At 69.5% G+C, this 20,898-nt stretch carries 20 protein-coding genes; 12 read left to right on the plus strand and 8 right to left on the minus strand.

The genetic code is table 11. The annotated features are described in order from the left end of the window. Nucleotides 1–23: 23 nt before the first annotated feature. Complete coding sequence (gene glgX / locus AB0D27_RS35100) at nucleotides 24–2,150, minus strand: glycogen debranching protein GlgX (protein WP_362516696.1); 2,127 nt, start codon at nucleotides 2,148–2,150, stop codon at nucleotides 24–26. Nucleotides 2,151–2,328: 178 nt separating this feature from the next. Here glgX and AB0D27_RS35105 point away from each other — a divergent pair, with 178 nt between their 5' ends. The 4 genes from AB0D27_RS35105 to AB0D27_RS35120 all read left to right on the plus strand — a co-directional run bounded on the left by AB0D27_RS35105 (nucleotide 2,329) and on the right by AB0D27_RS35120 (nucleotide 6,721). Beyond that, nucleotides 2,329–3,138, plus strand: a complete 810-nt coding sequence (locus AB0D27_RS35105; RefSeq protein ID WP_362516698.1) for a Tat pathway signal sequence domain protein — start codon at nucleotides 2,329–2,331, stop codon at nucleotides 3,136–3,138. Nucleotides 3,139–3,205: 67 nt separating this feature from the next. Next, complete coding sequence (locus tag AB0D27_RS35110; protein ID WP_362516700.1) at nucleotides 3,206–4,525, plus strand: copper amine oxidase; 1,320 nt, start codon at nucleotides 3,206–3,208, stop codon at nucleotides 4,523–4,525. 115 nt (nucleotides 4,526–4,640) lie between these two features. Next, nucleotides 4,641–5,879, plus strand: a complete 1,239-nt coding sequence (locus AB0D27_RS35115; RefSeq protein WP_362516702.1) for an SAV2148 family HEPN domain-containing protein — start codon at nucleotides 4,641–4,643, stop codon at nucleotides 5,877–5,879. A gap of 119 nt (nucleotides 5,880–5,998) precedes the next feature. Further along, nucleotides 5,999–6,721 (plus strand): 3'-5' exonuclease, encoded by a 723-nt coding sequence (locus tag AB0D27_RS35120; protein ID WP_362516703.1) that lies wholly within the window; start codon nucleotides 5,999–6,001, stop codon nucleotides 6,719–6,721. 48 nt (nucleotides 6,722–6,769) lie between these two features. Here AB0D27_RS35120 and AB0D27_RS35125 read toward each other — a convergent pair whose 3' ends face one another. Next, entirely contained in the window at nucleotides 6,770–7,633 is an 864-nt protein-coding gene (locus tag AB0D27_RS35125) for an aminoglycoside phosphotransferase family protein (protein ID WP_362516705.1), read from the minus strand. Nucleotides 7,634–7,867: 234 nt separating this feature from the next. On the opposite strand from AB0D27_RS35125, the gene AB0D27_RS35130 reads away from it, so the two are divergent. Genes AB0D27_RS35130 through AB0D27_RS35140 form a run of 3 tightly spaced genes read left to right on the plus strand, consistent with a single transcriptional unit; the run spans nucleotide 7,868 to nucleotide 10,916 of the window. After that, nucleotides 7,868–8,806 carry a sugar ABC transporter permease gene (locus AB0D27_RS35130; RefSeq protein ID WP_362516707.1) on the plus strand — a complete coding sequence of 313 codons (939 nt, stop codon included), beginning with the start codon at nucleotides 7,868–7,870 and terminating at the stop codon, nucleotides 8,804–8,806. Beyond that, the gene (locus AB0D27_RS35135) at nucleotides 8,803–9,636 is read left to right on the plus strand and encodes a carbohydrate ABC transporter permease (RefSeq protein WP_362516709.1); all 834 of its coding nucleotides are present in this window, start codon (nucleotides 8,803–8,805) and stop codon (nucleotides 9,634–9,636) included. Before AB0D27_RS35130 ends, AB0D27_RS35135 begins: the two co-directional genes overlap by 4 nt. Further along, nucleotides 9,636–10,916, plus strand: coding sequence for a sugar ABC transporter substrate-binding protein (locus AB0D27_RS35140; protein ID WP_362516711.1), 1,281 nt, complete (start codon nucleotides 9,636–9,638; stop codon nucleotides 10,914–10,916). Before AB0D27_RS35135 ends, AB0D27_RS35140 begins: the two co-directional genes overlap by 1 nt. Nucleotides 10,917–11,008: 92 nt before the next feature. On the opposite strand, the gene AB0D27_RS35145 is transcribed toward AB0D27_RS35140, so the two are convergent. Next, nucleotides 11,009–13,279, minus strand: a complete 2,271-nt coding sequence (locus AB0D27_RS35145; protein WP_362516713.1) for an MMPL family transporter — start codon at nucleotides 13,277–13,279, stop codon at nucleotides 11,009–11,011. 275 nt (nucleotides 13,280–13,554) lie between these two features. On the opposite strand from AB0D27_RS35145, the gene AB0D27_RS35150 reads away from it, so the two are divergent. Continuing rightward, nucleotides 13,555–14,103 (plus strand): DUF1697 domain-containing protein, encoded by a 549-nt coding sequence (locus tag AB0D27_RS35150; RefSeq protein ID WP_362516715.1) that lies wholly within the window; start codon nucleotides 13,555–13,557, stop codon nucleotides 14,101–14,103. Next, nucleotides 14,096–14,473: a DUF4440 domain-containing protein gene (locus AB0D27_RS35155; RefSeq protein ID WP_362516716.1), complete on the plus strand. Its 378-nt coding sequence runs from the start codon at nucleotides 14,096–14,098 to the stop codon at nucleotides 14,471–14,473. Before AB0D27_RS35150 ends, AB0D27_RS35155 begins: the two co-directional genes overlap by 8 nt. A gap of 27 nt (nucleotides 14,474–14,500) precedes the next feature. On the opposite strand, the gene AB0D27_RS35160 is transcribed toward AB0D27_RS35155, so the two are convergent. Both AB0D27_RS35160 and AB0D27_RS35165 read right to left on the minus strand, forming a co-directional pair. After that, nucleotides 14,501–15,334 (minus strand): aldo/keto reductase, encoded by an 834-nt coding sequence (locus AB0D27_RS35160; protein ID WP_362516718.1) that lies wholly within the window; start codon nucleotides 15,332–15,334, stop codon nucleotides 14,501–14,503. Next, nucleotides 15,331–15,777 (minus strand): hypothetical protein, encoded by a 447-nt coding sequence (locus AB0D27_RS35165; protein WP_362516720.1) that lies wholly within the window; start codon nucleotides 15,775–15,777, stop codon nucleotides 15,331–15,333. Before AB0D27_RS35165 ends, AB0D27_RS35160 begins: the two co-directional genes overlap by 4 nt. Nucleotides 15,778–15,883: 106 nt before the next feature. On the opposite strand from AB0D27_RS35165, the gene AB0D27_RS35170 reads away from it, so the two are divergent. The 3 genes from AB0D27_RS35170 (at nucleotide 15,884) to AB0D27_RS35180 (ending at nucleotide 18,244) form a co-directional block, all read left to right on the plus strand. After that, nucleotides 15,884–16,900, plus strand: a complete 1,017-nt coding sequence (locus tag AB0D27_RS35170) for a 2-dehydropantoate 2-reductase N-terminal domain-containing protein (protein WP_362516722.1) — start codon at nucleotides 15,884–15,886, stop codon at nucleotides 16,898–16,900. Between the two features lie 65 nt (nucleotides 16,901–16,965). Continuing rightward, the gene (locus AB0D27_RS35175; protein ID WP_362516724.1) at nucleotides 16,966–17,559 is read left to right on the plus strand and encodes a TIGR03086 family metal-binding protein; all 594 of its coding nucleotides are present in this window, start codon (nucleotides 16,966–16,968) and stop codon (nucleotides 17,557–17,559) included. 67 nt (nucleotides 17,560–17,626) lie between these two features. After that, nucleotides 17,627–18,244, plus strand: a complete 618-nt coding sequence (locus tag AB0D27_RS35180; protein WP_362516726.1) for a DsbA family protein — start codon at nucleotides 17,627–17,629, stop codon at nucleotides 18,242–18,244. Between the two features lie 229 nt (nucleotides 18,245–18,473). Here AB0D27_RS35180 and AB0D27_RS35185 read toward each other — a convergent pair whose 3' ends face one another. The 3 genes from AB0D27_RS35185 to AB0D27_RS35195 are packed head-to-tail and all read right to left on the minus strand — an operon-like array spanning nucleotide 18,474 to nucleotide 20,895. Then, complete coding sequence (locus AB0D27_RS35185; protein ID WP_362516728.1) at nucleotides 18,474–19,211, minus strand: sirohydrochlorin chelatase; 738 nt, start codon at nucleotides 19,209–19,211, stop codon at nucleotides 18,474–18,476. 6 nt (nucleotides 19,212–19,217) lie between these two features. Further along, nucleotides 19,218–20,120, minus strand: a complete 903-nt coding sequence (locus AB0D27_RS35190) for an ABC transporter permease (RefSeq protein WP_362516730.1) — start codon at nucleotides 20,118–20,120, stop codon at nucleotides 19,218–19,220. Continuing rightward, a complete protein-coding gene (locus tag AB0D27_RS35195) occupies nucleotides 20,107–20,895 on the minus strand; it encodes an ABC transporter ATP-binding protein (RefSeq protein WP_362516732.1) in 789 nt (262 codons plus the stop codon). Before AB0D27_RS35195 ends, AB0D27_RS35190 begins: the two co-directional genes overlap by 14 nt. Nucleotides 20,896–20,898: the final 3 nt, after the last annotated feature.

Consider the following 20,898-nt stretch of genomic DNA (forward strand, 5'->3'; position numbering starts at 1 on the left):
CCCACACACGTCTTCGGCCTCCATCAGGGCAACAAGGGCCCCCACGGGCACCAGGCCGGGCACCACAAGGACGGCACCGCGGACGCGCGGTGGTCGCCGGCCTGGACCTTGGAGCCGGTGCCCGGTGTCACTCCCTCGGGGCGGGCGGTGTCGACGACGACCTGCCACTGGCGTCCGTGGTTGACGGGCACCACGAACTCCAGGGCCTTCGGCGAGGCGTTGAACATCAGCAGGAAGGAGTCGTCGGTGATGCGCTCCCCGCGCGGACCGGGCTCGGAGATCGCGTTGCCGTTGAGGAAGACGGACAGCGCCCGTGCCTGCGCGGAGCCCCAGTCGCGCTGCGTCATCTCCGTGCCCTCCGGGGTGAACCACGCGATGTCGGACAGCTCGTCGTGCGTGCCCTGCACGGGCCGCCCGTGGAAGAACCGGCGCCGCCGGAAGACGGGGTGGTCGCGCCGCAGCCACACCATCGCGCGGGTGAACTCCAGAAGCTCGCTGCCGTCCTCCGGCCAGGGCACCCAGGAAAGCTCGCTGTCCTGGCAGTAGGCGTTGTTGTTGCCGCCCTGGGTGCGCGCGAACTCGTCTCCGTGGCTGAGCATCGGCACGCCCTGGGAGAGCATCAGCGTGGCGACGAAGTTGCGCCGCTGACGGGCCCGCAGGGCCAGTACTGCCTCGTCGTCGGTGTCGCCCTCGGCACCGCAGTTCCAGGACCGGTTGTGGCTCTCGCCGTCGCGGTTGTCCTCGCCGTTGGCCTGGTTGCGCTTGTTGTTGTAGGAGACGAGATCGTTGAGCGTGAAGCCGTCGTGGCAGGTCACGAAGTTGATGGAGGCGAGCGGGCGGCGGCCGTCGTCCTGGTAGAGGTCCGACGAGCCCGTCAGACGGGACGCGAACTCGGCCAGTGTGCGCGGCTCGCCGCGCCACAGGTCCCGTACGGTGTCGCGGTACTTGCCGTTCCACTCGGTCCACAAAGGCGGGAAATTGCCCACCTGGTACCCGCCCTCGCCGACGTCCCACGGCTCCGCGATCAGCTTCACCTGGGAGACCACCGGGTCCTGCTGGACGAGGTCGAAGAACGACGACAGCCGGTCCACCTCGTGGAACTGCCTCGCAAGGGTGGCGGCGAGGTCGAAGCGGAAACCGTCGACGTGCATGTCGGTGACCCAGTAGCGCAACGAGTCCATGATCAGCTGGAGCACGTGCGGGGAGCGCATGAGAAGGGAATTGCCGGTCCCCGTGGTGTCCATGTAGTAGCGCGGATCGTCCGCCAGGCGGTAGTACGACGCGTTGTCCAGGCCCCTGAAGGACAGCGTCGGACCCAGGTGGTTGCCCTCGGCCGTGTGGTTGTAGACCACGTCGAGGATGACCTCGATGCCTGCCTCGTGCAGTGCCCGGACCGCCGATTTGAACTCCAGGACCTGCTGGCCCCGGTCGCCCCAGGAGGCGTACGCGTTGTGCGGGGCGAAGAAGCCGATGGTGTTGTAGCCCCAGTAGTTGTTGAGGCCCATGTCCACCAGACGGTGGTCGTTCACGAACTGGTGCACCGGCATCAGTTCCAGGGCCGTCACGCCGAGCTCGGTCAGGTGTTCGATGATGGCCGGGTGTGCGAGCGCCGCGTACGTGCCGCGCAGTTCCTCGGGGAGGCCCGGGTGCAGCATCGTCAGGCCCTTCACATGGGCCTCGTAGAGCACCGTGCGGTGGTAGTCGATGCGCGGGAGCCGGTCGTCGCCCCAGTCGAAGTACGGGTTGACCACCACCGATGTCATCGTGTGGGGTGCCGAGTCCAGGTCGTTGCGCTTGTCGGGCGCTCCGAAGGGATAGCCGTACACCTCCTCGCCCCACTTGATCGTGCCGCTGATGGCGCGCGCGTAGGGATCGAGCAGGAGCTTCGCCGAGTTGGCGCGCTGCCCGCGCCCGGGCGCGTACTGCCCGTGCACCCGGAAGCCGTACCGCTGTCCGGGCATGATCCCCGGCAGGTACGCGTGCCGGACGAAGGCGTCGGTCTCGCGCAGTTCCACCGCGGTCTCCGAGCCGTCGTCGTGCAGCAGACACAGCTCGATACGGTCGGCGGCCTCCGAGAAGACCGCGAAATTGGTACCGGCGCCGTCGTACGTGGCACCGAGTGGATATGCCTCTCCAGGCCAGACCTGCATGGATACGACTCTTCCAGTAGTGCCGTGCCCCGGGGGGCGCCTGCGAGCCGAGTCTCCCCGAAAGTGATGGAACCTCCTATGACTTACATCCCTCTTACCCACTGACCAGGCATACGTCGTATGCCGAACCAGTGGGGCTCGAACGACTCCTGACGACATAGAGGGAGTAGGGGGAAATGTGCGCAAGATAGTGCACCGCCACCTGGGCAAGGTGGTGGCAGGTGCGGCCATCGCGGTGGCCGGGACGGCCGTGATGGTCGGGATCACTCTTCCGGGCTCGGCGGGGGCCGACGAATCGGGCGGGGCTCAGGGTGGCAGCGGGACGTCGCAGGAGGCGGCGCAGCAAGGACAGGCGGCGGTGCAGCCCGGCGTCGTCGAGCAGGCTCCGGCCCAGGGCGACAAGGGCAAGGGCCGTGACCCGCTGACCGACGACGAGATGAAGCGGGTCGAGCGGATCGCGCTGAATCAGCAACTGCTCGACGCCGGCGAGAACGTCGAGGGCGAGCGCGGACCGCAGCGCATCAGCGTCAACCTCGCCGAACCCGAGGCGAACGAACTGGACGACCCGAACGCGCCCCGGCGCGCCGACGTGTCGTTCTACGACTACAAGGGTGACACGCTCGTCACCAAGACCGTCAATCTCGACACCGGGAAGGTCGAGAAGACGGGCACCCAGCACGACGTCCAGCCGCCCATCAGCCACGACGAGATGGTCGAGGCCGCCAAGCTGCTGATCGCCGACCCGCTCGGCGCGGGCCTGAAGGCCGACTTCAAGGACGCCACCGGCAAGGAGCTGACCTCGCCCGACCAGCTGATGCTCAACAGCATGGTCTACCGCGCGACGTCCGGCGCACAGCCCGCCGGCCTCGACGCCTGCGGCGAGCACCGGTGTGTACGGCTCTTCCCGAAGGTCAAGAACGGGGCCTGGATCGACAGCCGCCACCTGGTGATCGACCTGAGCGCCCGCAAGGTCGGCAAGCTCGGCTGAGCGCGGCCTTCTCTCACCTTCCAGCTTCTTCGCAACTTTCCTGCTTTCCGCAAGGAGTCACTTCTTCATGCGCGTCAACAGAATCAGCCGTGCCCGCAGCCGAACGGCGGTGGGCCTTTCGGCGCTCGCCCTGGCCGCCGGCGCGACGACGGCCGCCGGACCGGCCGTCGCCCAGCCCAAGGCCGCCTCCGCGGCGGCCGCCGACTGCAGCACGGCGTACAAGATCGAACAGAAGCTCGCCACCGGCACCACCTGGCGGATGTGCTGGCACTATGAGAGCGAGGCGGGGCTCGTGCTGGAGAACATCTCCTACCAGCCCCCCGGTGAGGCCCACCCGATCAAGGTCCTGGCCAGCGCGAAGCTCGCCCAGATCGACGTCCCGTACGACGACGGCTCGGTCGAGTACAGCGACCTCACGGGTGCCGGCTTCGGACAGGGACTGATGGACATGGACCCCGCCGAGTGTCCCGGCGGCACCATCAAGACGGTCAAGGTGCCCGACGCCTGGGATCCGCAGCACCCCAACGTCAAGGGCCTGTGCACCACGACCCGTTCGCGCGGCCACGCGTACCGCATGGAGGCCGACACGGGGAACAAGGTCTTCCAGAAGCAGGGCAAGGACCTGTTGATCTACACCGTCAACAAGGTCGGCTGGTACGAGTACATCACCGAGTGGCGCTTCCAGGACGACGGCACCCTCAGCATGAACGCCGGCGCCACCGGCAGCCTCTCGCCCGGTGACTACGACGCGGGCGACGGCCGTGGCTGGCCGATCGGCAAGGGCGCCAAGGCCTACGCCACCAGCCACAGCCACAACATCTTCTGGCGGCTCAACTTCGACCTCGACGGCTCCTCCAAGGCCAAGGTCGAGCAGTACGACTCCACGGTCAGCCCGCCCGCGCACGGCGCCGAGGCCCCGAGCAACAAGACCACTCGTACGAAGGTCACCAAGGAACTCGCCGGCGATGCCAAGAACATGCGCTGGTGGCGCGTCGTCAGCAACACCGGCAAGAACAAGGACGAGCACGCGCGCTCGTACGAGATCGTCCCGGGCGCGACCACCAAGTACCTCGGCCGCCCCTTCACCAAGCACGACATCTACTTCACCGAGTACAACAAGTGCGAGCAGTTCGCCAGCGACAACCTGCGCAACTGCGGTGCCGGACACGGCAAGTCGGTCGACAAGTGGATCGGCGGGCAGACGCTGACCCACCCCGTTGTCTGGGTCAACGTGGGCTTCCACCACATCGCGCGCGACGAGGACCAGCAGCCCATGCCGGTTCACTGGCAGGGCTTTTCCATAGCCCCGCGGGACGTGACCGCTATGAATCCGCTCACTCCGCCGGAGCTCGCCGACCAGAACGGCCATGTGCAAAACGGTAGTTGAGAAACGACCTGTCCATCGGGCTGCACCGCCCACCGCTCCCGGAGTACTCTTCCTTGATCGTTGATTGGGGCCTGGCCCCTGGGGAGAGCTCGGGGGAGCGGAAGGCGGTGCGCGGGTGGGCTCGGGAGGGCTGGAGCTGCCTCCTGGTGACGAGGGTCACGAGGGGAACTCCACAGATGTCCCACCCGGCGCGGTGTCCCTGGCACGGCCGATGGAAATGGGATCCATTGGACCGGAGTTGGACTGGGGCGCCGACGCCTGGCGCGAGGTGCGTACGCGCGCCCAGCGAGCCGGGCGTGCCTACATCTGGCTGAACCTGGTCGAACAGCGGCTGCGCGCGGTCGTGGCCGCTGTTCTCCGCCCCATCTACGAACCCGTCCACGGCGACGAATGGGTGGTCGCCGCCGCTGGACCCGCCGGACAGGAGTGGGTGCAGCGCGCGGTCGCCGTACGTGAAGTCAGCCGCCGCAAGGGGTACTTGCTCGACCCGGCCGACGACAATGTGCTCAGTTTCCTCACGTTGCCGCAGCTGCGCGAGCTGATGGTGCAGCACTGGCCCTGCTTCGAACCGTACTTCGACGAGCGCAGGGACGTCGAACTCGCCCTGGACGAGCTCGAAGTGACCCGGAACGTGGTCTCCCGCAACCGGGCGCTGTCCGAGGCCGTCCTCGGTCAGGCCGAGCGGGCGGCGGCGAAGCTTCTGGAGATACTCGGTGCCGGCAGCGATGTGCCTTCGGCGCGGCGGCTGCCCGTCGACGCCGTGGAGAACCTGGTCGGCGACCGGTACGCGGACGTGGTCGGCGTGCACTCGGACCGGGTGCGGCTGCTGCGCCAGTTCCCCGCCGAGGACCTCTTCGGCGGCGCCCGCCGCCTCGACGCCATCGGCATCGGCCTCAATCTGCTGGTGCAGAACTTCTCCGGGCGGCGGCTCGTGCGCCTCGCCGAGTCCGGCTGCCGGGTCCGGCTGCTGTTCCTGAACCCCGCGTCCAGCGCGGTCAAGCGGCGCGAGCGGGAACTCGGCATCAAGCGCGGTGAGTTGAGCCGCGCCGTCGAGATGAACATCCTGCACATGCGCCGGGTGCGGTCCAAGCTGCGCGACCCGGGCGCCTTCGAGATCCAGGTCTTCGACGAGACGCCCCGCTTCACGGCCTACCTCGTGGACGGGGACGGCTCGGACGGTATCGCGGTCGTGCAGTCGTATCTGCGCCGCACGCGGGGGATGGAGACGCCGGTGCTCGTGCTGCGCGGCGGCGGCCGGTTGGTGAAACCGGACGAGATTGGCGAAGAAGGGCTTTTCCCTACATACCGCGAGGAGTTCGAGGTGGCTTGGGTGGATTCGCGACCGGTGTCCTGAAAGTCTCACCCGTCGGGGGACCGGAAGCCTGCAAGCGGAAGGCGGTCCTCGGATTGTCAGTGGCGCGTGCGATCGTGGAGACCACTGGGGGAAAGCACCACGAAGAAGGGGGGCCGCCCATGGGCTGGCACCGGGAGCTGCTGATCGGCTTCGACCTGGAGACGACCGGGACGGATCCGCGCGAGGCGCGCATCGTCACGGGGGCCGTGATCGAGGTCAAGGGCTCGGAGCCGATAGGCCACCGCGAGTGGCTGGCCGATCCGGGCGTGGAGATCCCGGTGGACGCGGTGGCGGTGCACGGGATCACGAACGAGCGGGCGGCCACCGAGGGCAGGCCCGCGGACGAGGTCGCCGACGCGATCGCCGGCGTCCTCACCACCTACTGGAAGACGGGCGTCCCGGTCGTCGCGTACAACGCTGCCTTCGACCTGACCCTGCTCTCCGCCGAACTGCGGCGCTACGGACTGCCGTCGCTGCGCGACCGGCTCGGCGGAATCGACCCCGCCCCCGTCATCGACCCGTACACGATCGACCGCTCCGTGGACCGCTACCGCAGAGGCAAGCGCAATCTCGAAGCGGTCTGCACGGAGTACGGGGTGGCGCTGGACTCCGCCCACGACGCATCGGCCGACGCGCTGGCCGCGGCCCGGCTCGCCTGCGCGATAGCCGGCCGCCACCCGAAGGTCGCCGCCCTCGGCCCCGCGGACCTGCACCGCCGCCAGATCGAGTGGTACGCGGAATGGGCCGCGGACTTCCAGAGCTTCCTGCGCCGCAAGGGCGACGCGGACGCGGTGGTGGACGGGACGTGGCCGCTGCGGGACCTGGCGGACGAGCGGGTCTGAGCCCGACTTCCGGTTAAGAAGGGGACCAGCCTTCCGTCCGGGTCAGGTTCAGAAGGGATACCAGCGCACCGTCTCGTCCCCGTCCCGCAGTGACGCCACCCTCCGCTCGAACTCGGCGAGCGCCTTGGGGTTGACCGGCGCGTGCTGGGCGACCCAGGCGCAGCTGGCGGTCTCGCGAGCTCCGCGCAGCACGGAGCAGCCCTCCCACTCGCGGACGTCCCAGCCGTACGTCTCGGTGAAGGAGTCGTACGCCTCGCCCGGGAGCCCGTAGCGGTCGCGGGACAGCGCCATGACCACCAGGTCGTGCTCGCGCAGGTCGGCGGAGAAGGTCTCGAGGTCGACCAGGACCGGGCCGCCGGGGCCGACGTGGACATTGCGGGGCAGCGCGTCGCCGTGGATCGGGCCCGGCGGCAGATGGGGGACGAGCGCGGCGGCGGCCTGAGTGAAGCCGTCGCGCCGCGCCCGCAGATACGCCGCGTCGGCGGGGTCGATCGCGTCGCCCGCAAGGCGCAGCCAGCGCTCCACACCGCCCAGCAGATCGCGGGGCGGCAAGGCGAAGGAGGGGGAGGGAAGTGCGTGCACCACCCGTAGGAGTTCGGCCAAATCCCGTGGCTCAGCGGGGCGTACGGGATCGGGCAGCCGGTGCCACACCGTCACCGGGTGACCCTCGACCAGCAGCGCCTTGGACTCGGCGGCGCGGACCGCGGGGACGCCCGCCTCGGCGAGCCAGGCCGCGATGTCCAGCTCCCGCCGGGCGCGGTCGAGGAGTTCTGCGTCGCGGCCCACCTTGACCACCAGGCCATCGGCGGCGAACACCGCGTTCTCGCCGAGGGCGAGGAGCGTGGCGTCCCGCGCCGAGCCCGGCAGCACATCCGCCGCGGCCAGTACGTCCCGCGCCCGTGCCTCGTCCATCCTTGGCCTCCGTGTCCTGCCGCGCTGCCCGCGCGGTCCCTCGCGTACGCGTGGCGCTGTCCTCGCGCGGCTCTCGCGTCCGGCGTCGTGTTCAGGCCATCCGTCGGCCAGTGTCGCATTGCCACAGGTCGGACGGCGTGCGCGGTCTCTTGACGACCTACACCACCTTCACGACCATGACGGGGGCCGCCTGGGAGGCCGGACCGCCACGAGCCGCCCGAAGGAGCTGAATCCGTGACACTGGCGACCGCGACGAAGCGGTCATCGAAGCGGGCGCCGCGCACGGCGGGCCGGGACCGTCGTCCAGCCGACCACGGCGCCTGGTTCCTGGTGCTGCCCGCGCTGATCCCGATCCTGGTGCTCAGTGTCGGACCGCTGCTGTACGGGGTCGCGCTGGCGTTCACCGATGCGCAGTCGGGGCGGACGGCGCCCACGCGGTGGACCGGGGTGCTCAACTTCCAGGACCTGCTGCACGACACGCTGTTCTGGGACTCGTTCCGGATCGGTCTGGTATGGGCCGTCGGGGTGACCGTGCCGCAGTTCCTCCTCGGGCTCGGGCTCGCCCTGCTGCTCAACCAGGAGCTGCGGCTGCGCTGGGTGGCCCGCGCCCTCGCGATCGTTCCCTGGGCGATGCCCGAGGTCGTCGTCGGCATCATGTGGCGGCTCGTCTACAACCCGGACGCCGGCATCCTCAACGAGACCCTGCGCGACCTCGGCCTCGGCGACGGCCATGACTGGCTGAGCGGCCTCGGCACCGCCCTGCCCGCGGTGATCGTCGTCGGCGTCTGGGCGGGCATGCCGCAGACCACGGTCGCGCTGCTCGCCGGGCTGCAGAACACCCCGCGCGAACTCCACGAGGCGGCCGCGATGGACGGCGCGGGCGCCTGGCGCCGCTTCCTGACGGTCACCTGGCCCGCCCTGAGACCGGTCGCGCTCGCCATCACGGCGCTCAACCTCATCTGGAACTTCAACTCGTTCGCGCTGGTCTATGTGCTGACCAACGGTGGTCCGGGCGGCCGCACCCGACTGCCCATGCTCTTCGCGTACGAAGAGGCCTTCCGCTACGGGCAGTTCGGCTATGCGGCGGCGATGGGCTGTGTGATGGTCGCGCTGATCTCGGTGATTCTCGCCGTGTATCTGGTAGGCCGCCTGAGGGGAGATGAGGACGCATGAAGAGCGGCAAGGGCGCCCGCGCGGGCCAGTACCTCGCGCTCCTTGCCTATCTCGTCTTCCTCGCCTTCCCCTTCCTCTGGCTGATCTCCACCGCGTTCAAACCGGCCCGCGAGCTGGCGAGCCTGCACCCCACCTGGATCCCCAAGGACCCCACCCTCGCCAACTTCCGGCAGGCCTTCGACGAGCAGCCGTTGCTGCGCGCCGGGCTCAACTCCCTGATCGCGGCGCTCGGCGCGGCGGTGATCGCCGTACTGATCGCGACCCCGATGGCGTACGTCATGGCGCGGCACCGCACGCTGCTCGCGAAGGCCGCCACCGGGTGGGTCGTGGTCAGCCAGGCGTTCCCCTTCGTGCTCGTGATCATCCCGCTGTTCCTGGTCCTCAAGAACCTGCGGCTGATCGACTCGTTGCCCGGATTGATCATGGTGTACGTGGTGTGGGCGCTGCCGTTCGCGCTGTGGATGCTGGTGGGGTACGTACGGGCCGTGCCCACCGAGCTGGAGGAAGCGGCCGCGGTCGACGGGGCGGGAAGGGCGCGCACGCTGATCTCCGTCACCGCCCCGCTGCTGGCGCCGGGCATCGTGGCGACGGCGCTGTTCGCGTTCATCAGCGCGTGGAACGAGTTCTTCTTCGCGCTCGTCCTGCTCAAGACCCCGGAGAAACAGACGTTGCCGGTCGTCCTCACGCACTTCATCGGAGCGGAGGGTGTCGCGGACCTCGGACCGCTGGCCGCGGCGGCGTTCCTGGCGACGCTGCCGTCGCTGGTCATCTTCGCGATCATCCAGAAGCGCATCACGGGCGGCATGCTCGCAGGGGCGGTGAAGAGCTGATGCGGACGAGACTGCTGGCGGCTTTGGCCGTATGCGGCCTGCTGCTCACCGGGTGCACGGACAGTGGTGGTGGATCGAGGGGAGTGATCACCCTCCGTTTCCAGTCCCTCGCCTGGCAGCAGGAGTCCGTCGCCGCCAACAAGGAGTTGGTGAAGGAGTGGAACGCGAGCCATCCGGACGTCAAGGTCGAGTACGTCCAGGGGAGTTGGGACAGCGTCCACGACCAGTTGCTCACCTCGTTCGAGGGCGGGGAGGCGCCCGACATCATCCACGACGCCTCGGACGACCTCGCGGACTTCGCGTACGGCGGCTATCTCGCCGATCTGCGCGAGCTGCTGCCCGACCGGCTCAAGTCCGGTATCCCACAGCGGAGTTGGGAGACGACGACCTTCGGGAACGGTGTCTACGGTGTGCCGTTCCTCCAGGAGCCGCGTGTCCTGATCGCCAACGCCACGTGGCTGAAGGAGTCGGGCGTGCGCATTCCGACCCCCGAGAAGCCGTGGACCTGGGACGAGTTCCGCGCCATCGCGAAGCGGCTGAGCGGCAAGGGCACGTACGGCGTCGCGTGGCCGCTCAAGGAGCCGGTGTCGGCGACGCTCAACCTCTCCCTCTCCGCGGGTGGGCAGATGTTCCACCGGGGCAAGGACGGCAAGGTGACGGTCCACTTCGACGCGGCCGACGCGGTGGTCCCGGGGATCGTCCACGACGAGGTGAACACGGACCACAGCGCGGCCAGGACGACGCTCGGCATGGGCGGCTCCGACACGCTGCCCGGGTTCTTCGGCGGCAAGTACGCGATGGTGCCGCTCGGCTTCTCCTACCGCCAGCAGATCGCGCAGCAGGCGCCGAAGGGCTTCGACTGGCAGGTGCTGCCCGCCCCGGCCGGCGCGGACGGGCTCGCCCAGGGCGTCAGCCCGCAGACGCTCTCGGTCTCCGAGGACAGTCCGCACAAGAAGGAGGCCGCCGAGTTCATCGACTTCCTGTTGCGGCCGAAGAACATGGTCCGCCTCGCCCTCGGCGACTGGATGCTGCCGACCGGCACCGAGGCCCTCAAGGACCCCGCCCTGCACACCACCAAGGACGACTGGGCGACAGGTACCGCACTCGCCGCCCACCTCCGATCGGCGCCCGCCCAGTCCGTGCGCGGCTACCCGGAGTGGAAGGACAAGGTCGCCACCCCCGCCTTCCAGGAGTACTACAGCGGGGCGATCGGCCCAGGAGAGCTGCGCCAACGCCTGGTGAGAGACGGCACCTTGGTACTGGCCCGCTATCAACGCTGAATGCCGGACGCCGGGCCGGCCACACAAACACGCGCACAGGGCCTGTTGGCTCCTCCCCCGCCAAGGAGCCAACAAGCCCTGATGCCCGGGAGTTACACCCCGACCCGCTCACCCTCCAAGGCCGGCGGCACGACAGCCTCCGGTGCCTCGTCGTGCGTGAGGTCGGGCAGGCGGTGCAGCCACTTCGGCAGATACCAGTTGTGCTCGCCGAGCAGAGCCATCACGGCGGGCAGCAGCACGCCCCGGATGATGGTCGCGTCGATGAGTACCGCGGCGGCCAGGCCCACACCCATCTGCTTCATGGACTGCATGGACAGCGTCCCGAAGATCGCGAAGACGGCGACCATGATGACCGCGGCGCTGGTGACGACACCGGCCGTGGTGACCACGCCGTGCCGGATCGCCTCCTTGGTGCTGCGGCCCCGCAGGCGCGCCTCCCGGATCCGCGAGACCACGAACACGTGGTAGTCCATCGAGAGCCCGAAGAGGATCACGAAGAGGAACAGCGGCAGCCAGGCGACGATGGCACCCACGCCCTCCGCGCCCACCAGCGACGCGCCCCAGCCGTGCTGGAAGACGCCGACGAGGATGCCGTAGGCGGCGGCGACCGAAAGCAGGTTGAGCACGATCGAGGTGATCGCGATCGTCAGCGAGCGGAAGGAGAGCAGCATCAGCAGGAAGGCGAAGACGACCACGAAGGCGAAGACCGGGGTCACCGAGCCGACCAGCTGGTCGTTGAAGTCGTGCGACCCCGCGACCTGTCCCGTGACCGGCGCCTGTACGCCGTCGACCTTGCCGAGCGTTTCGGGGCGCACCTTGTCGCGCAGCAGCTCCAGGCTCTTCTCCGCCTTGTCCTGATCGGAGCCGCCGACCAGGGGGACGTACACGAAGGCGACGTTCTGCGCCGAGTGCGTCTTGGTGTCGATCGGGCCTCGGGAGGCGCCCGAACTGATCGCCAGCTCACGGAAGTCGGCGAGCGCGGACTGCACATCGGCGGCGTTGATGTCCTTCGCCTTGACGACCACCTCGGCCGGCTCGGAGCCGCCCGGGAAGGCGTCGTTGACCCGGTTGTACGTGCCCACGATCGACAGCGAGTCCCCGAACTCCTTGTCCAGGGTGAGCTGTTGGGTCTTCATGCCGAGCGCGGGAGCGGCGATGGCCAGCAGCGCACCGGTCGCGACGACCAGCGAGACCGCGGGCTTGGCGAGCACGACGCGGAGTACGGCTCCCCACAGCCGGCTGCCCTCGGCGGCCGCACGACGGTTGCCCGTACGGCCGCCCCCGCGCCTCTTCGCCCGGTTCAGGAACGGGATGCGGCCCTTCTCCACCCGCTCGCCGAGCAGCGAGAGCAGGGCGGGCAGCACGGTGACCGATCCGACCATGGCGACCGCGACGACCATCAGCGAGGCGAGGCCCATCGCCTCGAACTCGGCGAGCCCGGTGAAGAGCATGCCCGCCATGGCCACGCACACCGTGACACCGGAGACGATGATGGCGCGGCCACTGGTGGCGGCGGCGATCCGCAGCGCGGCACCGGCGTCCCGCCCGGCCTCGCGCTCCTCGCGCTCACGGCGCAGATAGAACAGGCAGTAGTCGACACCGACCGCCAGGCCCACGAGCAGCATCACCGAGTTGGCGGTGTCGCTCATCGGCTGAAGGTGGCTGACGATGCCCATCAGGCCCATGGTGGCCATGATCGCGGTGATCGCGAGCGCGACCGGGAGCAGCGCCGCCACCAGCGCGCCGAAGGCGATCAGCAGGATGCCGAGGGCCACCGGTACGGCGGAGTACTCGGCCTTCTGGAAGTCGTCGCCGAACGCGTCGTCGTACTGCTTCTTCATGCTGGCGCTGCCGATCTCCTCGATCCGCAGCCCCGAGTGGTCCTTCTGCACGCCCTTGACGGCGTTCAGCACGGGCTCGACGCGCTCGCCCGCGGTTTCGGCGTCGCCGCGCATGTCGAACTGCACGAGTGCGCTGCGGCCGTCCTTCGAGATCGTCTTCGCGTCGTACGGCGAGGTCACGTCCGTGGCCCTGCCGGTGGCGTCGACCGCCTTGACGACCGCGGCGACGGCGCTCTTGAACTCGGCGTCGGTGGCCTTGGTGTTCGTGTCCTTCGCCTGGATCAGGACGGTCTCACTGGCCGGTTCCTTGATGTCGGCGTCTTCGATGATCTTGGCAGCGGTGTGTGTCTCGCCCTTGAGCTGGTCGCTCTCCTTGACGTCCACGCGGCCCGCGGCCGAGCCGAGGCCCATCGCCAGAACGACGAACAGTACCCATATTCCGACAGCCGCCCATCGGTGCCGGGCGCTCCAGCCGCCGGCCCGGGCGGCGATGCCCCGCACCTGTGTGTCTCCGTTCGCCATGACGGACTAGCCCCCCTGTGTGCGGTGACAGCCCCTGCCGCCACCTTTCGTTATGAAGGTATGGGCCGGATAAGAACCTCTCGTCGTGCTGCCTGGTGAGCCCCTGGGGCCGCATGTCCTCCCCTCGGACCCCGGGGCCTCCGCACTGGGGAGGATGGAAGCCCCTTACATGTAACGGGACTTCTCGGGGAGGTGGATCAGGGGTGCGGCCCGGCCCCGGGTCGCGGCCGTCGTGCCCACCCCGTGAGGTACGACGGCCGCTTTAAGGTGTCCGGATGACGACGACGTACGCGGCGCTGTTGCGCGGGATCAATGTGGGCGGCGCCAAGAGGGTGCCGATGGCCGAGTTGCGTCCCCTGATGGAGGGGCTCGGGTACGGCAACGTGCGCACATATCTGCAGAGCGGAAACGCGGTGTTCAGCAGCGACCACGGCGACGAGGAGTCCCTCGCGGCGGAACTGACCCGGGCCATCGAGAAGCACTTCGGTTTCGCCGTCGGCGTGCTGGTCCGCGACCACGCCTATCTGAAGGCCGTACGGGAGGCATGCCCGTTCCCCGCCGCCGAGCTGGAGGGCAAGCAGCTGCACGCCACGTACTTCTCCGGCCCCGTCGACGCCGAGCGCTTCGCCCCGGTCGACCCGGCGGCCTTCCTTCCGGAGGAGTTCCGTCTCGGCGACCGCGTGCTGTACCTGTACGCCCCCGACGGCCTCGGCCGCTCCAAGCTGGCGGAGACGCTGTCCAGGCCGATGTACCTCAAGGGCGTCCTCGCCACCACCCGCAACTGGAACACCGTCGTCAAACTCGAGGAGCTGACCCGTGTCTGAGCGCAACGCCGCCGTCGAGGCCGCCATCGAGAGCGAACTGCGCCTGCTGGACCCGGAGATCCGCCGCTCGGCCGAGCGGCTCGGAGCACTGCTGCACCCGGATTTCCACGAGGTCGGCGCCTCCGGGCGGCTGTGGGACCGTGCCTCGGTCATCACCGGGGTGACCGCGGCGACGGAACCGGGAGTGCGGGCCATCACCACCTCGGGGATGAAGGGTGTGCAACTGGCACCGGACGTGGTCCACCTCACCTTCGACACGGAAGAGGACAACGGCCGCCGGGCACACCGCAGTTCACTGTGGCGGCTCACCGAGCGGGGCTGGCTGCTGTACTTCCACCAGGGGACGCCGGTCGGCCCCGCCGCGGAGTGACCCTTCGCACGCCGCCGTAGGCCCCGCTCAACCCAGGGCGTCCAGGCGGGACATGTCCTCGTCCGTGAGACGAACGGCGGCCGCGTCCAGGTTCTCCTCCAGATGGGGGAGCGAACCGGTGCCCGGAGTGGGGCAGAGCACGGGGGAGCGGTGCAGCAGCCAGGCCAGCGCGATCTGCCCCGGTGTCGCCCCGTGCGCGGCGGCGATCTCGGCGCACACCGGGTCGGAGGTCAGCGAGCCGTTGCCCAGTGGGAACCACGGCAGGAACGCGATCCCGCGCTCCTCGCACAGCTTCAGCAGCGGCTGGGACGTACGGTCGAGCAGGTTGTAGCGGTTCTGTACGGAGGCGATGTCGGTCAACTCCAGTGCGGCCTCGAGCTGTTCGGCGGTGATCGTGTCCAGGCCGATGTGGCGGATCTTGCCCTCGGCGCGCAACTCCTCGAGTGTGCCGAGCTGTTCGGCCATGGGAACGTCGGGGTCGAGGCGGTGCAGCTGGTACAGGCCGATCGTGCCGAGCCGCAGCCGACGCAGGCTGGCCTCGCACATCGCACGCAGCCGCTCGGGCCGCCCGGCGACGTGCCAGGCGTTGTCACTGGTGCGGACGACACCACCCTTCGTGGCGATCAACAGGCCCTCGGCATAAGGGTGCAGGGCCTCGGTGACCAGTTCGTCGGCGATCGAGGGGCCGTAGTTGTCGGCGGTGTCGACGAGGGTGACCCCGCGCTCGACCGCCCGCCGCAGCACGGCCACCGCGCCCCGGGCGTCCCCGCGCACTCCCCAGTAGCCGGGACCGGTGAGCTGCGCGGTGCCGTAGCCGAGACGGCGTACGAGGAGGTCACCGCCGATGGAAAAGGTGCTCATGCCGCGAGTCCGATCGCTCGGGCCTGGCGTGCGCCGATGACGAGATACCCGAGGACGAACAGCAGACCCGCCGTGCTGAACACCGCCACCAGCACGTAGACGGGGAACATGTCGTCTCCCTGCGGATAGTGGTCCCCGCACAGTCGGACCACCTCGGGACGTGTACGCGCCGCCTCCAGGCACACCCGGTGTCCCCGCTTCGGATGGCTGAGATCGGTGTCCAGGTTCTTCACCATGGTGTGGCGACGCCCGTCCACGGTGTAGGTGATCTCCTGTTTCTCGTACTTCGTGCCCGGGTCGACGATCCGGGAGACCACGCCCGTGACCCTGACCCCGGTGTTGTCGATCAGTTCCGCCCGCTGCCACTGCAGCGTCGCCGACCAGGCGCCGAATCCGGTGACCAGCAGGAACAACGCTCCCAGCAGCAAGGTCCATTTACGCACGGCGGACAGCCTGGCATGCGCCGGGGTGGAGGGCCAGGGCCGTGGGACGGTGCCGAGTTACGGGATCTTCAATGGCGGCTACACCCTTCTGTGCGAGGCTCGTTCCATGCGTTACATCATCATCGGAGCAGGAGCGGTCGGCGGAGCCATCGGCGGCCGGCTCGCCGAAGCGGGGCACGAGGTCGTGCTGGTCGCGCGGGGCGCGCACTACGAGGCGCTGCGCGCGGGCGGCCTGCGATTCATGACCCCGCAGGGGACGCGCACGCACCGGCTGCTCACGGTCGACGGACCGGACGCGCTCGGGGAGTTGGGCGCCGACGACGTGCTGGTGCTCGCCGTCAAGACCCAGGACAGCGAGGCGGCCCTACAGGCGTGGGGCCCGACCCCGGTCGCCGGCGGCGGTACGGCGGCCGAGCGGCTGCCGGTGGTCTGTGCGCAGAACGGCGTGGAGAGCCAGCGCCTCGCGCTGCGCCACTTCCACCGGGTGTACGGCGTCTGTGTGTGGCTGCCCGCCACCTTTGTCGAGCCCGGCGTCGTCTCCGCGGCCGGCGCCCCGCTCACCGGCATCCTGCACCTGGGCCGCTACCCGCACGGCACGGACGAGACGGCCCGCCGTATCGCCGCCGATCTCGAGAAGTCCCGTTTCGAGGCGCCGGTCGTGCCCGATGTGGCCCGCTGGCAGTACGCCAAGCTCCTCGGCAATCTCGCGAACTCGATCGAGGCGGTCAGCGGGGTCCTCACCAGTGAGGAGGGCCTGGCGCTCTTCGCACGGGTCCGCGCGGAGGGCGAGGCGGTGCTCGACGCCGCCGGCATCGAGTACGCCGGTGAGGAGGAGCAGCACAGGGCCCGCGGCGACAAGATCCGGTTCGAGTCCTTCGACGGCTCCGAACGCGGCGCGGGCTCGTCCTGGCAGTCCCTCAACCGGGGCACCGGGACCATCGAGGCCGACTATCTCAACGGCGAGATAGCGCTTCTGGGGCGGCTGCACGGCGTACCGACTCCGCTGAACGCCCTGCTCCAGCGGCTCGCGAACACCTTCGCGCGCGAGCGCAGGGAGGCGGGGTCGATGCCGGTGGCGGAGCTGGTGCGGCTGGCCGACGAGGCCGTGGCCACCACGGAATAACCCTCTCCGCGAGGCTGTCGCGTTTATTCAAGAGGGCCGGGCCCCGCGTCCCTAGCGTGGAACGCATGAACAACGCGTACAAGAACATCTACCCGCACATGGTGGAATGCGCCGCCGAGGCCGGCCGGGTGGCCCAGGGTGTCACGGCCGAGCAACTGTCGGCGCCCTCGCACTGCACGGAGTGGGACGTCCGCACCCTGGTGAACCACTGGGTCCTCTACACCTCGCACGGCCTCGAACACCGGGCGCTGCGCAAGCAGCTCCCCGACGAGCTGACCGGGCGCGATTTCACGGCCGACCCCGGCTGGGGGCGGGCCTACGCGGATCAGCTCGACCGGGCCGTCGCCGCCTGGGACGACCCGGCCGTGTGGGAGGGCGAGGTGGACCTGGGGATGGCGAAGATGCCCGCCGCCGACATCGCCTCGATGATCGTCAAGGAGATGGCGATGCACGGCTGGGACGTCGCGACCGCCACCGGCCAGGAGTTCCGTGTCTCGGAGGAAGCGGCCCGGCTCGTCCTGGACGTGGTCGACACGCACGGCGACCTCTACCGCCAGTACGACGGCTTCGCCGACCCCGTGGATGTGCCCGAAGAGGCCCCCGCGTTTGAGCGCGCGATCGCCCACAGCGGCCGGGATCCGCGCCTGGCCCAGGCATGAATGGACCAAAAACACAGCGTGAGATTGGACCGTGTTTCTGTGCCACTGACTGACTAGCGTCAACGGCATGACGAACACCGCGCCCACTCGCGTCGACTTCTACTTCGACCCCGCCTGCCCCTTCGCCTGGATCACCTCCCGCTGGATGCTGGAGGTCGAGCGAAAGCGCCCGCTCGACCTCCGCTTCCACGCGATGAGCCTCTACTTGCACAACGTCGGCAATGAACTCCCGGAGTGGTACAGAGAGTTGGTCGACAAGTCCATCGGCCCGGTGCGGGTCGCGGTGGCCGCCGCCGAGCAACACGGCGAGAAGGTGTTGCGCGACCTCTACACCGCCTTCGGCGTCCGGATCCACGAGCGCAAGCAGGACGACTTCGACACCGTGATCGCCGAGTCGCTCGTCGAACTCGGGCTCCCGGCCGGACTGGCCGACGCGGCCCACGACTCCTCGTACGACGAGGCGGTACGCCGGAGCCATGACGCCGGGAAGGAGCCGGACTTCGACGGGTATGTGGGGACCCCGACCATTCATGTCGACGCGACGGTGTGGTTCGGCCCAGTGCTGCGGGCCATCCCGCGCGGTGAGAAGGCCGCCGAACTCTTCGACAGCTTCCGCGTCCTCGCCGCCCACCCGGACTTCTTCGAGCTCAAGCGCACCCGCACGGGAGGCCTGGCCTTCGACTGAACTCCGTACGAAACAGTGAACGCTGACCCGATGAACAGCTGCACATCGTGCGCCAGATGCGGGACGCGACGCCCTGGTGACCCAGCCGTCCGCGAAGACCATGTTCCGGGTCGTGGGCGGACTCGAGCCGGGCACCTCGTACACCGTCACGATCGCCGCGGTGACGGCGGCGGCGGGCACGGGCCCGGTGGCCGTCGTCACGGCAGCCACCCACCCGTCATCATCCGCTTCAGGCGCCGAGCGCCGCCAGCGCGGGCACGCGCGCCTCGTCGTACCGCTCCAGCAGCACCCGCGCCACCTCCGGCGCCGGACCGAGGACATCGGCCAGTACGTCCGCCTCGGCGGCCCCCCGTGCGATGCGGTCCGGCAGGAAGCCGGGCGCGAGGACGTAGGGCGCGACGGCGACCCGGGCGCAGCCGAGGGCGCGCAGTTCGCGTACCGCGTCCTCGGTGCGGGGGAGGGATGCGGAGGCGAACGCAGGCCGCACGGCGCACCAACCGGTGTGCCGCCACTCCCGCGCGATTTCAGCGATCACTGCGATCGCCTCCGGGTCCGTGGACCCCGCCGAGGCCAGCACGACCCCGGTCGAGGACTTGTCGGCGGGCGTGAGCCCCGCCTCGTACAGACGACGTTCGAGCGCGGCCCTCAGGAGGGGGGAGGGGCCGAGTACCTCCGCCTGACGGATGCGCAGCCGCGGCGGGGCCTCCCGCAGGACCGCCGGGATGTCCGCCTTCGCGTGGAAGGCGCGCGTCAACAACAAGGGCAGGGCCACCACATCACCCACGCCCTCCGCGGCCAGCGACTCCAACACCCCCTGCGCCGAAGGGACGTTGAAGTCCAGGAAGCCGGTCTCCACGCGCAGGCCCGGGCGGTGGGCCCGTACCCGTCGTACCAGGGCATGCACCGTCGCGGCATGGCGCGGATCGCGACTGCCGTGGGCGATGACCAGAAGGACGGGTTGGCGCATGATCGTTCAGCTCTTCACGAGGAGACCGCGGCTGCGCAGCACCCACCGCTCCACCGGGCTGAAGATCAGCAGGTCGATGGCGATGCCGACGAACAGGATGAGGAAGATGGCGAGGAAGACCATCGACATGGAACTGGCGTTGCGGCCGTTCTCCAGCAGCTGGCCGAGGCCCACGCCCAGGTCGGGGGAGGAGGCGATGATCTCCGCCGCCATCAGGGAGCGCCAGGAGAACGCCCAGCCCTGCTTGAGACCTGCCAGATAGCCGGGCAGCGCGGCCGGCATGATGATGTGCCAGGTGCCCTTCAGGCCCGTGGCGCCCATCGTGCGGCCCGCGCGCAGGAACAGCGGCGGCACCTGGTCGACGCCCGACACCAGGCCGTTGGCGATGGAGGGGACGGCGCCGAGCAGGATCACGGCGTACATCATCGAGTTGTTCAGGCCCAGCCAGATCACGGCCGGCGGCACCCATGCCACGGAGGGCAGGGACTGCAGGCCGGACAGGATCGGCCCGATCGCGGCGCGGACGAACTTCACGCGGGCCACCAGCAGACCCAGCGGGGTGCCGATCGCCAGGGCGAAGAGGAAGCCGAGCAGACCGCGCGAGACGCTCGTCCATATGTAGTCGAGCAGTGTGCCCTTCAGCCAGGCGTCCTGGATCTCGCCCCACACGTCGGACGGCGAGGGCAGCTTGCTCGGGTCCGTGACGACGTCGAACGAGATCAGCGCCTGCCAGACCACGAGCACCACCGCGAACGCGATGAGCGGCGGCAGCACCTTCTGCCTGAAGGTCAGCCCGAAGGACCGGCGGCCGGTGACGGAGACCTCGAGCGCGTCGAGGCCCGCCTCCAGGCCTCCCAGCTGGTAGTTGTCCTTGGCGGCCGCGTCGGCCTTCGTCTCAGTGCTGGCCATGGCGGCGGATCTCCCCACGCAGTTCTTCGGTGATCTCGATGGACAGTTCCGCCACGGGGGCGTCCTCGATACGGCGCGGCTGCGGAATGTCCACGCTCCACTCGCGGGCGACGCGCCCGGGCCGGGAGGACAGCAGGACCACGCGCTGAGCGAGGCGCACCGCCTCACGCACGTTGTGCGTGACGAAGAGGACGGACAGACCCGTCTCGCTCCAGATCCGGGTCAGCTCGTCGTGCAGCACATCGCGCGTGATGGCGTCCAGCGCCGCGAACGGCTCGTCCATCAAAAGGAGTTGGCTGTCCTGCGCGAGGGCGCGGGCCATCGCCACGCGCTGGCGCATACCGCCGGACAGCTCGTGCACCCGCTTGCCGTACGAGCCCTGCAGCCGTACGAGTTCGAGCAGCTCCTCGGCCCTGTCGCGCCGCTCGGCCTTCGCAACTCCCCTGAGCTTCAGGGCGAGTTCGATGTTCTTGCCTGCGGTCAGCCACGGGAAGAGGGCGTGTTCCTGGAACATCAGGGCAGGGCGCCCGTGGGTCGTGATGCTGCCCGCGGTCGGGTCGTCGAGACCGGCGACCAGGTTGAGCAGCGTCGACTTTCCGCAGCCCGAGGCCCCCAGGAGGGTGACGAACTCGCCCGGCGCGACATCGAGCGTGATGTCGTCGAGGACGAGCTGCTGCCCCGCCGGTCCGGCGAAGGACTTCGAGACATGCTCGATCCGGGCGGCGTACTCCACCGTTTGGACGCCGTCGGCGGCCTTGGCGAAGGTTGTGGCCATGGT

The organism is Streptomyces sp. NPDC048415 (assembly GCF_040651675.1).
Classification (GTDB): domain Bacteria; phylum Actinomycetota; class Actinomycetes; order Streptomycetales; family Streptomycetaceae; genus Streptomyces.